Here is a 12,425-nt window from a genome sequence, read left to right on the forward strand (position 1 = left end):
GAAAACTAGCGTACGCAGTTCATAGTGTGTTCCGGGGGACTTTTCCCAGGTAGTATTAGGGGGTGTGGGCAACCATGCCCCTTTTTCGTTAAATTTCAGAGCTGGTTACCTCATTTCGTTTCCACTAAAACGAAAACAAGAATAGGGAAACAGCAGGTAGAAAGGATAAAACAGGCAAATGGCGGAGTTTATCTACCAGATGTATCAGGCTCGTAAGGCCCATGGCGACAAGGTGATTCTTGACGACGTGACCCTGAGCTTCTACCCCGGTGCCAAGATCGGTGTCGTGGGTCCTAACGGCATGGGTAAGTCGACCCTGCTCAAGATCATGGCTGGCATCGAGGAGGTCTCCAACGGCGATGCCAGGCTCACCCCCGGCTACACCGTGGGCATCCTGCAGCAGGAGCCGCCGCTCGACGACGACAAGACCGTCATCGAGAACGTGCGCATGGCATTTGGCGGCATGATCGCCAAGGTCGATCGCTTCAACAAGATCGGCGAGGAGATGTGCGACCCGGACTGTGACATGGACGCCCTCATGGCCGAGATGGGAAAGCTCCAGGACGAGATTGATACCGCCGACGGCTGGGATATCGATTCCAAGCTCGGCCAGGCCATGGACGCCCTGCAGCTGCCCGATTCCGACATGCCGGTCAACGTGCTTTCCGGCGGCGAGCGCCGTCGCGTGGCCCTGTGCAAGCTGCTGCTCGAGGCTCCCGACCTGCTGCTGCTCGACGAGCCCACGAACCACCTGGACGCCGAGTCGATCCTGTGGCTCGAGCACTTCCTGCACAACTACCAGGGCGCGGTGCTTGCCGTCACACACGATCGCTACTTCCTGGATAACGTTGCCGAGTGGATCTGCGAGGTCGACCGCGGTCACCTTTATCCCTACAAGGGCAACTACTCCACGTATCTGGAGACCAAGGCCGCCCGTATCGAGGCGCAGGGCAACCGCGACGCCAAGCTCGCCAAGCGCATGGAGGCCGAGCTCGAGTGGGTACGCAGCTCACCCAAGGCCCGTCAGGCCAAGAACAAGGCCCGCCTGGCTCGCTACGAGGAGATGGAGGCCGAGGCCCGCGCAAGCCAGAAGCTCGACTGGACCGACATCCGTATCCCTGTGGGCCCGCGTCTGGGCAACAAGGTGCTCGAGGCCCATCATCTGCACAAGGAGTTCGATGGCCGCGTGCTCATCGATGACCTTTCGTTCACCCTGCCGCGCAACGGCATCGTGGGCGTTATCGGCCCCAACGGCGTGGGCAAGACTACGCTCTTCAAGACCATCGTGGGCCTGGAGCCGCTGACTTCGGGCGAGCTCGAGGTGGGCGAGACCGTCAAGATTTCTTACGTCGACCAGAACCGTTCTGGCATCGACCCCGACAAGAACCTGTGGGAGGTCGTCTCGGACGGCCTGGACCACATGATGGTCGGCGAGACCGAGGTTCCGAGCCGCGCTTATGTGGCGAGCTTTGGCTTTAAGGGCCAGGACCAGCAGAAGCGCGCTGGCGTACTCTCCGGTGGCGAGCGCAACCGTCTGAACCTGGCGCTCACGCTCAAGCAGGGCGGCAACCTGCTGCTCCTCGACGAGCCCACGAACGATCTCGACGTCGAGACGCTGTCCTCACTCGAGGCGGCGCTGCTCGAGTTCCCGGGCTGCTCGGTGGTTATTAGCCACGACCGTATGTTCCTGGACCGCGTCGCCACGCACATTCTGGCGTGGGAGGGCACCGACGAGAATCCGGGCAACTGGTATTGGTTCGAGGGCAACTTCGAGGCCTATCAGGCCAACCGCATCGAGCGCCTGGGCGAGGACGCAGCCCAGCCGCATCGTATTCACCGCAAGCTGACGCGTGACTAGTTTTGTTACGCGGTTTTTCCAAACCGCGTAACGAGTTGACGCTGCAAACGCCCCTAGGCGGCAATCTGACGTTCAATCGTCGGTCGCGTACCAAAGTACGCTTCCCTCCTCTTTCACGTCACCTTGCTCGCTTAGGGGCGTTTTCGCTGACTTTTGCTCAACCTGAGAGAATAAAAATGCGGTGAACGTTTTTGTGACGTTCGCCGCGTTTTGCTATTCGTTGGATTCTTCAACCTTGTCGATGGTCCAGGTGGCTCCGAGGCCTCCGGTGGTGTTGCGGCGGATGCGCACGGCAACCTCGCGACGCTCGCCGGCCTGCGTGTAGCGCAGGGGGAAGCTTGCGCGGTTTCGCGCGGCCTCGATGGTGCCGCGTTCGCGGGCGATCCAGTAGTACTCGCCGACGATGCCGAGCGTGTCGGCGCCGTAGGGGAGATAGGTCGACAACTGGTGCAGAAGCGGGCCGGGGCAGAAGACCTCGGTTGCGAAATCGACGGGGAAGTCCTCGGGGATGGTCGGTGCTGCGGGTGCGGGGGTTGGGGCCGCTGCGGGTGCCGAAGCCGGTGCGGATGCAGGTATTTGGTCGCAAGCAGCGGCGGGCATGGATTCGATGACGGGTGCGGGCTCCGGCGTTACTTCCGGCTTGATCTCGGAATCTGCGGGCTTCACGGTGACGGGCGCGTCTGCAACTGCGGTTTCAACCTCAACCTGCGTCGCGTTCTCATTCTCGACGCTCGACTTTACCTCGATGGGTGTGGATGCCATGGTGGTGATGCCGGCGTTTGCGTTCTCGGGGTCATAGACGACCGTGAGTGAGATGGCGGGCTGCGGTGTCTCGGGCTCCGGCGCCGACTCGGTAGCGTCTTGATCGGCGGGCTCGTCAGACTGATTGCCCTGGGCCTCGTCGCCAAAGACATCGCTGTTTTGGAACGCAGGCGTCTCGGGTTGGCCGGCGGTTTCTTCGGTTGTCGACTTGGGGGTCTCGTTGAGCTCCGCAGCGGCTTCCTGCTCTGACATGGCTTTGGGATCGGTCGTGGCGGCGATTTCGGTTTCGGCTTCTGCTGTTACCTCAATAGCGACTTCGATCTCTGTCTCGGGCTCGGGTTCCGGAGCGACTTCGGCCACGGGCTCGGGATGCTTAACGTGCTTGGGACGTACGGCCTTGAGGTCCTTCTCGCCGCGCTTTTTCTTTTTGTAGGACTGCTTGGCGCCCTTGGCTGCCTTGGGCTTGTCCTCGCCTTTGGCAAGGGCGGTATCCCAGGCCTCGTTGGCGATGACGGTGGCATACAGGCGACCGCCCTTAAAGACGGTCAGCTTAATGCAGTCGTCGAGTTCCTCGAGCAACTCGCGCGTGGACTCGAAGCCCAGGTCATAAGCGGCCATGTCGCCGGCGGCGAGCGCCTCCTCGACCTGCGTCATAAACGTTTGCTTACCGCACCCAATCGCGTCGCGCAGCAGGCGATACAGATAGATGTGGTTGCCCAGCGATAGCGTGGGCTTAACTATTGTCTTGCTCATGGCAAATCTCCTCTTTACACACCAAAGCATCTTACCATCGCACAGGGCTTGCCATCTCGTCGCCCAAGGCAAACGGGCGCGAACCGCTATCGATTCGCGCCCGTTGTACAGGTTGCCTATCTGGGGATGCAGTGCCTAGTTGCCCGATGTCGTGCCTTGGCTTGAACTGTCAGATGTCATGCCCGATGTGGTGCCACTCGAATTGCTGTTGCTGCTGTTTGCTGTGCCCGTTCCCGACGTGGTGTCGCTCGTCTGGTCGCCCGTGCTCGGTTGAGAGCCGTCAGTCGTTTGGCTTGAGTCGGTCGTGCCGGATTGCGTACCGCTGTTGGCCGTAGAGGAATCGGTGCCCTGCGATTGGTTTTGGGTGTTCGAGGACGAATTGGCAGAGGCAGAACTGTCTTGCGTGTCGTCCGTCTGTGCCTGCTGATCCTGCGACTGGGTGTTGCCATTTGCATCGCTCTCGGTCGTGCGCGACGACAGGATTGGCTCGGGACGCTCGCCCAGACCCTCACCGGCAGTGGTGATAAGGATGGCGCCGGCGCAGGCGATGACCGCGACGATGGCGATGGCGATCGAGAAGACGATGACCTTCTTTTGCGTCTGGCTGCGCTCTGCTGCCGCCTTGGCGCGCAGGCTGTCGGGGGCGACGCGCGCCGTGGTCGCGCGCCCCGCAATTTGGCGCATCTCCTGCGTAGTTGCGGCGCCACCTAGGTGCTCCTCGACATCGGGTTCAACGGGCTCGTAGGCGCCGGCAGGGTAGTCGACAGCGGCATGCGTGCCCTTGATTGCTTCGGCGCTGGCAGAGATAAAGTGGCGGTAGACCTGCGAGGACACAACGGTGATGACCGAGCTCACGGCGGCGCCAATTACTGAACCAGCGATACCAATCTTGGAGGCAAGCGCGACGCTCGTGGCGGCAGCTGCGGCGCCGGCGATGATTTGGGGAATGGAGATATCGTCGAACAGGCCCTTTTTGGGCGCGATAGCCATGGTCTGTCCGATGGAATGGTTCTCGTGCACGCCGTTGTTGAGCGATGCCGGCGTCATGACGCGCGTGCGCGGCGCGTCGGTGTACTTGGTTGTCATACGGGGTCCTCCCGGTTCGTTTAGTGCTGCGACAGGTTGTTCAGCCCTCAGGGTACCCAGTCGGTGTGAACCGGAGATGGATTCGCCCGCAACACCATCAACTCACCAAAGCGCGAAACTTCTTCTCAGGCTGATCGAATGAAGACGGGGCGAATCGTTCGGATGTCGAAAGGAAGGTTGACCGGATTTGAAATCCCGTGGAATAATCGGGCTCGCGGCGCTGTTGCTTGCGCCGGGTAGGGAGCGTCATGAAAATCCTTAAGCGGATCAACAACAATACGGTTATCTGCGTAAACGCCAAGGGCCGTGAACTCGTGGCAATTGGCCGCGGTATCGGGTTTCCCAATGGCCCCGATGAGGTCACACTCGATAAGATCGAGCGAACCTTCTACGGTGTCGACTCGCGCTACCTAGCGCTGCTCGACGAGATCGATCCTCAGGTGATGGAGTTCTCCGCCCAGATTGCCGATATCGCTCGCTCCAACATCTCGCGCGAGCTCTCGGCAAACCTTCCCTTTACCATGGCTGACCATATCGCCTTTGCCATCAAACGCTGCCGCGAGCATATGTTTGTGCAGATGCCGCTCTCCTATGATGTGCAGCAGATGTACCCCATTGAGTACAAGATCGCCAAGTTCGCGATCGAGGGCATCAATCGCGGCTTCAACGTCAAGATGCCGCGGGGGGAGGCGAGCGGTATCGCACTCTGTATCGTCAACAGCGTGGTCGCCTCGTCTTCAAAGGCCAAATCCAATACGGTGCGTAAGGACGAGGTGATGCTCGAGAGCTTCACCAAGATTATCGAATCCGAGCTGGGAGTTTGCGTGGACCGCGACGGCTTTGACTTTTGCCGTTATGCCACGCACGTGCGCTACCTGTTAGAACGCGTGCAGACAGGAGAGCCCCTTAACACGGAGAACGGCGCGCTTTACGGACCGCTCTGCGAGCAGCATCCCGACGTGGCCGTGTGCGTCGACCGCATGGCCGCGCTTATCGAAGAGCGCTTTGACGCCGGGCTCGCCGATGAAGAGAAGGTCTACCTGATGCTCCACGTCAATCGCGTCTGCGCGGGATCTAGGTCCTAATCGACCGCTCGCCGCTGAAGTTTGACCGTTGGCCGGTTTCGACTTTCGTAAAAGCAACTGTTGGATGTAGTTTCATAGTCACATAAGGTGTTATTCGAGAAGAGCCTCGAAGCATGACGTAGACAGTTCCCTGTCCGCTTTGTGCTTTGGGGCTCTTCTGTTTTTGTCTTCTTCTTGCTTTTCTCGATTTGCCTCGTGTCAGGCCTGCCGTAATCGGTTCTTCGCGTGTGCGCAAACGGGAAGACAGAAAAGCAAGGGAGTTCAGCTATGACTGACAATAAGAAAATCGCCGCGGACGTGCTCGAGGCCGTCGGTGGCAAGGAGAACGTGACGTTTGTTGCGCACTGTATGACGCGCCTGCGTTTTAACCTCAAAGATATCGATGCCCCCGATATCAAAGAAGTGAAGAAGATTGGCGGTGTGTTGGGTGCTCAAATCTCCGGAGGGCAGTTCCAGGTAATCGTGGGCCAAAACGTGCCCAAGGTTTATGACGAGCTCTGCAAGATCGGCGGCTTTGCCAAGCAGGACGCCATCGACGAGAACCTTGATGCTCCTAAGCAGAAGCTCACACCTAAGGTTATTGGCAATAACATCCTCAACTACCTGTCAAGCTCCATGGTGCCTATGATCCCCGTCCTAATGTGTGCTGGCCTGTTCAAGACCGTAGCGGTGGTGCTGGGACCTACGATGGCGGGCGTGCTGTCCGACACAAGCGACCTTTATGTTCTGATGAACATGGTTTATGACGCAGCGTTCTATTTTATCCCCATCTACCTTGGCTATAATGCGGCTAAGAACATTGGCGTAACGCCTGTCCTCGGTGCCTTTATGGGCGGCATTCTTATCGACCCGACCATGATTCAGCTTGCGACCGATGGAGCTCAGTTCTCCGTTTATGGCATTCCCTGCGTCGCCGCAAACTACACAAAGACGGTCCTTCCCATTCTTCTGTCCGTGTGGGCGATGAGTTATATCGAGCGCTTCTTCCGCAAATATGTGCCAGATACCCTTTCAACGGTTTTCGCGCCTTTCCTTACCATGGTCGTCGCTGTTCCTGTGTCTCTCTGCGCTCTCGCCCCTGTTGGTTCATGGGCCGGTAATGCCCTCGCCGCCGGTTTTGAGTTCCTTGGTACTTCCGGTGGTATCGCCGCCATCCTCGGAGGAGGTATTCTGGCGGGTCTTTGGTGCCCAATGATTATTACCGGCATGCATGTGGCGGTTGCGATGATTGCCATCGCTAACTATATGACTGTGGGAACCGACAGCTTTGTTTTGGTTGCGACGGGCGTTAGCCTTTGGGCGACCTTCGGCTGCGAGGTGGCGACTTGGCTCAAGCTGTGCGATAAAGACGAGAAGAGCATGGCATTCGGCTATTTGGTTGCAAACATTGTCGGAGGCGTCGGCGAGCCTTTCATCTACGGCATGATGCTGCGCTATCGCCGCGTGTTTGTCTGGAAGATTATCGGATCCTTTGTTGCCGGTGCGCTTGCAATCGCTCTCGGAGCCACGGTTTATACTGCCGGCGCGGCATCTAACTTCTTGGAGTTCCTCGCGTTTGCGGGCGGCGGGACCCAGAATCTCATCAACTTTGGAATCGCTGCTGGTGCAGGCTTCCTTGTGAGCGCCTTGGGCACGTATTTCCTGGGCTTTACGGCGGATGAGCTCGAGAATGGTCCCGTTTCCGAGCGTTAAGTTTTCTACGGCCTGCGTGTGGCAGGACGCATTGGAAGGGCGTCCATGACGCCCTTCTCTTTTTGTATTTCTATTTCCGATGTTTGGGCGGCGTGTGCCGCGAAGAGTTGGAGTTGGAATGAACATAGAGTTTGGAATCTCGAAGATTGACGTAACACCCCAGTCTCCTTGCCGCATGGGCGGCTACAACAGAAAAGGTGCCTGGACGGATGTTCTTGATCCTATTGAGGTCAACGCTAGCGCTGTCTGTGTTGATCTTGTCCCGTTTATTCTTATCGAGCTCGATTCAATAATGGTGTCGAAAGATTTTTCCCTTTCGGTCAAGAACGCCGTATCGTCAAAAACGGGCATCGATTCGAGCAATATCGTCGTCGCATGCATTCATACCCATTCTGCACCATGCTATTTTAAGCTTGCCTACGAGGACACGTTACCTGAAACCGAATTGACGAGTGATTTGATTGGCTTGGCTACCGAGGCGGCGGTATCTGCATGGGCGTCCAGGTCGAAGGCGACCGTATCGATGGAGATGTTAGGCATCGAGGGACTGTACGGGAATCGAAATGTTCAGGGCGGTCCGGCCGATAAACAGGTAAGTATTTTCTCGTTTGAGGACGCTCAAGGCGGTCGCCCAATTGGAAAAATGCTGTTCATGTCCGCTCATCCTACCATCCTTAATGGGAAAAGCGCCGTCCTCTCTGCTGATTTGATTGGGCATGTCAGGCAGCGTTTGGAGAGGAAATATGGCTGTCCTGTACTTTGCGTCAACGGAACGTGCGGGGATGTGTCGACGCGTTTCTATCGGCAAGGGGAGGGAGTTGCCGAACTCGAGCGTACGGCTAACGAACTTTGCGCTCAAATTGAATCCAAGCGTGAGCGCGCGGCACTCAGAGTTGATACTCCGCGTTGGGGCTCTATCAGCATGAAGAGTGTCTACGATGCAAAAACAGATCCGGATTGGATCGAGATGACCAATCGGATAGAGGCTATGGATGCGAGCCCGATGCGAGACTTTCTCCTTAAGCGGCAACAGCTTAAGCTCTCGATGGGGAAAATCGAGCTTGAGCTTCCGAGCCAGTTTGCGGTAATTGGTAACTGCATTTTTATCACGATGCCATGCGATACGTGTAGCACATTAGGCTTGGATTTTAAGAGGGCGTTTAGCCAATACAACGTCTTTGTTATCGGCTATGCGAACACGTACTGCAACTACCTTGTGCCTCAGGAAGACTACGGCAAGTATTTTGAAACCTACAACTCGCGAACGCCGCGCGGGGTTGCCGAGGCGTTCGTTGCGCGAATCATTCAGGCGGTCGGTGCCGCGCTATAGCAGGCGCTATAGACCATCGTGGTAGATGAACCGGTCAGGATTATACGGAGCATGTATTGTGTCAATCATTGAACCTCTCATCCAACAAGTCCTTATCATGTTTTTGCTCATGGGAATGGGCTACGCTCTAAACCGCTTGGGCATATTGAGCGAGCAGGCTGCAATAGAATTCGGAAAGTTGCTCATCAACCTTGTGATTCCCGCAATCATTCTCAAATCATTTTGGATTGAGTATTCGTTTCAGAGGATGTATGAGTTGGGAATGACCTTAATGCTGTCGGCGGCGATGTTGTTGCTCGCTTGCGTTGTTGCCCGCCTGTTGTTCAGGGGCCGTCCCATCGACATTTTTGCTGCGGCATTCTCGAATGCTGGATTTGTGGGAATACCCCTTGTTGAAGCGGCGCTTGGAAAAGATGCCGTGTTTTTCATCACGTGCATGATCGCTCTTCTCAATGCCATGCAATGGACATACGGGCAGTATCTGCTGTCGGGGTCTAAAAAATGTATGAGTCCTAAAGCGATCCTGACAAGTCCAATGGTCATGGCTTTATTGGGCGGTTTCTTGATTTTTATCCTTCGTGTCCCAACGGTCCCTCTGGCACAGTCAGTGCTTTCGTATATCTCGGGGCTCAACACTCCGCTAGCAATGATGACTCTCGGTATCTATCTTGCCCAGTCTGATTTGATGGCGCTCCTGAGGGCGAAAAGCTTGTTTGCCGTCTCATCGGTCAGGCTGCTTGTCATTCCGATTCTTTCGCTCCTGTTCCTATGTCTCTTTCCATGTGATAGGTCAATTAAGATGGCGCTGCTGATTGCGGCTGCGACCCCCACCGGCGCGAATGTAGCTATCTTTGCCCAGCAGCATAATAAGGACTATCGATATGCATGTGGAACAGTCTGTGTTACCACCCTTCTGTCTATGTTCACTATGCCAGCGATAGTGTCCTTGTCTCAGCTAGTGTTCTAGGCGCTATGCCACGCACCTGCGGATGAACGCTTCGTGGCGGTCGATTATGGCCGGGCCCAACAATCCGGACCGCCGTCGATCGTGCTGGCAACAGATGCCATCAACTCATCAAGGGGGCTTGCTATCATTGGTGCACTAGCTTGATGCTAAACTGAATTAATGATTGCGAGGTGGTTTACGTGATGTACCCGTATATGACATTCGAAGATGGTACCGAGGTCATTCATTCTGACCTGATCACAGATGGCGATATCGAAAAGGTCATCGTGCATTTTGAACGACCGACGGCAGAGGGTTTCGACTCCGCTCGTTGCGAGCTGCCTTCTTACAATTGGACCATGTGGGAGGGGCGTTTTACCGACGAGGAGAAGCGAGGTTTTGAGACTTTTCTGAGCAATAACGCCCATCTGCTGTATCGCTACGCCGCAAACGGAGGAGCTAAAGTTGCCTAGCCTTTTTCTTATTGGCGGCTATCGGGTCTTCTTTTGGTCCAATGAAGCGGGCGAGCCAATCCATGTCCATGTTTGCAAGGGGGCGCCTTCAGATAACTCGGCCAAAATCTGGCTGACTCGAAGAGGTGGCTGCATTGTCGCTAATAACAAAGCGAAGATCCCCCGGAGCACGCTTGATGACCTCTGTGAAATCATCGCCGCTCAGCATGAATTGATTTGCTCTAAATGGAAGGCATTTTTCCTTGTGGACGAGATCTCGTTCTACTGCTAAACGTCATCCCGGCTTCTCTTTTCCAATTTTAATCATGAGCTTGTCCCATCTGTGCTGATTGAACTTGACAGTACAATGGAGGCGGACTATATCGCCGCCGCTCGTTGCGGCTAACGGATGTGCTGGAGCTCGCATGAACGATTTTCTAAACGGTCAAGTTGAGAACGACGGTTTTTTGCGCGTGGCAGCGGCCTCGCCCAAGATTCGCGTGGCCGATGTCGAGGGCAATGCCGAGGTTGCGCTGGCGGCTGTTCGCGAGGCTGCCGAGCGCGGCATTCGTGCGCTCGTGCTGCCCGAGCTTAACCTGACTGGTTATACCGCGGCTGATCTATTCCATAACCGCACACTGCTGCATGCCTGCGAGGCGGCGCTTGAGTTTATCCTCGATGAAACCCGCGAGCTGCCGATTGTCTTTACCGTCGGCCTTCCCGTTGCGGTGGCCGAAAACATCTACAACTGCGCGGCCGTGTGCTGTGCGGGCGAGCTTTTGGGCCTTACGGCTAAGAAGTATCTGCCCAACTATGGCGAGTTCTACGAGCGCCGCTGGTTTGCCCCGGCGCCTGCCGATCCCGTGTGGGTTGAATTTGCCGGTCAGGGTCCGGTGCCGCTTGGCTCGGGGCTTGTCTACCGCTGCTGTGATGAGGGCGCCGAGGACCTGGTGCTGGGCGTTGAGGTCTGTGAGGACCTGTGGGTGCCGGCGCCCCCTTCGACCGAGATGGCGCTTGCCGGTGCGACGGTGATTCTCAACCCGTCGGCCTCGGACGAGATTATCGGTAAGGCAGATTACCGCCGCAGCCTTATCTCTAACCAAAGCGCGCGCCTGTACTGTGCCTATGCCTACGCGGATGCGAGTGAGGGCGAGTCCACGACCGACATGGTCTTTGCGGGCGAGAACCTTATCTACGAAAACGGCTCCAAGCTTGCCGCGACCAGGCTTCTCACCTGTGACATGGCCATCGCCGACGTCGATCTTGACCGTCTGGTTGCCGAGCGCCGTCGCTCGACGACGTGGACACGCGCCGACGATGCGCCGGAGGCCACGACTGTTGAGTTTTCGTTTGAGGGCGTGTTGGCCGAAGAACCCGTCCTGCGCGATGCCTGCGATATCGACCGCGTTTTCCCGCGTGCACCTTTTGTGCCGGCCGACCATGGCGACCTGGCCGAGCGTTGTGAGACCATCCTTGACCTGCAGACTGCCGGCCTCAAGACCCGCCTTGCCCATACGGGTACCAAGGCGGCTGTCATCGGTCTTTCGGGCGGCCTGGACTCCACGTTGGCACTGCTTGTGACCGTGCGTGCCTTCGATGCACTGGGGCTGCCACGCACCGGTATCACGGCCGTGTCCATGCCCGGCTTTGGCACGACGCATCGCACCAAGTCGAATGCCGAGTCGCTCGCTCGCGACCTTGGCGTGAGCTTCCGCGAGGTTTCGATCCACGCGGCCGTGGAGCAGCACTTCAAGGACATTGAGCACGATCCGGCCGTGCAGGACGTGACCTACGAGAACAGCCAGGCCCGCGAGCGCACGCAGATTCTGATGGATCTGGCCAATCAGGCTGGCGGCTTTGTCATCGGCACGGGCGACCTGTCGGAGCTGGCACTCGGCTGGGCTACCTATAACGGTGACCACATGAGCATGTATGCCGTCAACGCGAGCGTGCCCAAGACGCTTGTGCGCCATCTGGTGCGCTATGCGGCTGATGTCTTTGGCGGGCGTATTGCCGAGACGCTGCTCGACATCCTCGATACGCCGGTGTCCCCCGAGCTTCTGCCGCCCACGGGCGACGGCGAGATTGCGCAGAAGACCGAGGATTTGGTGGGTCCGTACGAGCTGCACGACTACTTCCTCTATTACCTGCTGCGTTTTGGCTTTGAGCCAGGCAAGATTTACCGCATGGCGCTCAAGAGCTTCGAGGGCGTCTACGACGCCAAGACCATCCACACGTGGTTGCGTACGTTCTATCGTCGCTTCTTTGCCCAGCAGTTTAAGCGCAGCTGCCTGCCCGATGGTCCCAAGGTTGGTTCGGTGACGCTCAGTCCGCGCGGCGATTGGCGCATGCCGAGCGACGCCAGCTCGCGTTTGTGGCTCGCACAGATCGATGCGCTCAATCCGATGGACTAAGGTTGCCAAATTGAACCAAAACAGCGGGTGCAAGCGTTACACTTTTG

10 protein-coding genes are annotated in these 12,425 nt (G+C 57.3%); 8 read left to right on the top strand and 2 right to left on the bottom strand.

Annotated elements, in window-relative coordinates; genetic code table 11:
- The first annotated feature begins 178 nt into the window (after positions 1-178).
- Positions 179-1,858, top strand: coding sequence for an energy-dependent translational throttle protein EttA (ettA, locus tag PMX72_RS01885; RefSeq protein WP_271729357.1), 1,680 nt, complete (start codon positions 179-181; stop codon positions 1,856-1,858).
- A gap of 213 nt (positions 1,859-2,071) precedes the next feature.
- Here the strand turns inward: ettA and PMX72_RS01890 are convergent, their stop codons facing one another.
- Entirely contained in the window at positions 2,072-3,373 is a 1,302-nt protein-coding gene (locus PMX72_RS01890) for a hypothetical protein (protein ID WP_271729356.1), read from the bottom strand.
- Positions 3,374-3,508: 135 nt separating this feature from the next.
- Complete coding sequence (locus PMX72_RS01895; RefSeq protein ID WP_271729355.1) at positions 3,509-4,459, bottom strand: hypothetical protein; 951 nt, start codon at positions 4,457-4,459, stop codon at positions 3,509-3,511.
- Positions 4,460-4,707: 248 nt separating this feature from the next.
- Between PMX72_RS01895 and PMX72_RS01900 the strand changes: the two genes are divergently transcribed.
- The 7 genes from PMX72_RS01900 (at position 4,708) to PMX72_RS01930 (ending at position 12,378) form a co-directional block, all read left to right on the top strand.
- The gene (locus PMX72_RS01900) at positions 4,708-5,544 is read left to right on the top strand and encodes a PRD domain-containing protein (protein ID WP_117655301.1); all 837 of its coding nucleotides are present in this window, start codon (positions 4,708-4,710) and stop codon (positions 5,542-5,544) included.
- Between the two features lie 267 nt (positions 5,545-5,811).
- A complete protein-coding gene (locus PMX72_RS01905; RefSeq protein ID WP_117635424.1) occupies positions 5,812-7,236 on the top strand; it encodes a PTS transporter subunit EIIC in 1,425 nt (474 codons plus the stop codon).
- A gap of 118 nt (positions 7,237-7,354) precedes the next feature.
- Positions 7,355-8,566, top strand: a complete 1,212-nt coding sequence (locus tag PMX72_RS01910) for a hypothetical protein (protein ID WP_271729354.1) — start codon at positions 7,355-7,357, stop codon at positions 8,564-8,566.
- A gap of 58 nt (positions 8,567-8,624) precedes the next feature.
- Positions 8,625-9,533 carry an AEC family transporter gene (locus PMX72_RS01915; RefSeq protein ID WP_158550973.1) on the top strand — a complete coding sequence of 303 codons (909 nt, stop codon included), beginning with the start codon at positions 8,625-8,627 and terminating at the stop codon, positions 9,531-9,533.
- A 182-nt stretch (positions 9,534-9,715) separates the two neighbouring features.
- Positions 9,716-9,985: a hypothetical protein gene (locus tag PMX72_RS01920; protein ID WP_117635421.1), complete on the top strand. Its 270-nt coding sequence runs from the start codon at positions 9,716-9,718 to the stop codon at positions 9,983-9,985.
- Positions 9,978-10,256: a DUF4160 domain-containing protein gene (locus PMX72_RS01925; protein WP_117635420.1), complete on the top strand. Its 279-nt coding sequence runs from the start codon at positions 9,978-9,980 to the stop codon at positions 10,254-10,256. Before PMX72_RS01920 ends, PMX72_RS01925 begins: the two co-directional genes overlap by 8 nt.
- A 133-nt stretch (positions 10,257-10,389) precedes the next feature.
- Positions 10,390-12,378, top strand: coding sequence for an NAD(+) synthase (locus PMX72_RS01930; protein WP_271729352.1), 1,989 nt, complete (start codon positions 10,390-10,392; stop codon positions 12,376-12,378).
- Positions 12,379-12,425: the final 47 nt, after the last annotated feature.

The sequence above is a fragment of the Collinsella aerofaciens genome (assembly GCF_028207065.1).
Taxonomy (GTDB): Bacteria; Actinomycetota; Coriobacteriia; order Coriobacteriales; family Coriobacteriaceae; genus Collinsella; species Collinsella aerofaciens_AR.

Coding starts and splice junctions, on each gene's coding strand:
- PMX72_RS01910 (WP_271729354.1), top strand. CDS start 7,355: ATGAACATAGAGTTTGGAATCTCGAAGATTGACGTAACACCCCAGTCT.
- PMX72_RS01890 (WP_271729356.1), bottom strand. CDS start 3,373: ATGAGCAAGACAATAGTTAAGCCCACGCTATCGCTGGGCAACCACATC.
- PMX72_RS01930 (WP_271729352.1), top strand. CDS start 10,390: ATGAACGATTTTCTAAACGGTCAAGTTGAGAACGACGGTTTTTTGCGC.
- PMX72_RS01895 (WP_271729355.1), bottom strand. CDS start 4,459: ATGACAACCAAGTACACCGACGCGCCGCGCACGCGCGTCATGACGCCG.
- PMX72_RS01900 (WP_117655301.1), top strand. CDS start 4,708: ATGAAAATCCTTAAGCGGATCAACAACAATACGGTTATCTGCGTAAAC.
- PMX72_RS01905 (WP_117635424.1), top strand. CDS start 5,812: ATGACTGACAATAAGAAAATCGCCGCGGACGTGCTCGAGGCCGTCGGT.
- ettA (WP_271729357.1), top strand. CDS start 179: ATGGCGGAGTTTATCTACCAGATGTATCAGGCTCGTAAGGCCCATGGC.
- PMX72_RS01920 (WP_117635421.1), top strand. CDS start 9,716: ATGTACCCGTATATGACATTCGAAGATGGTACCGAGGTCATTCATTCT.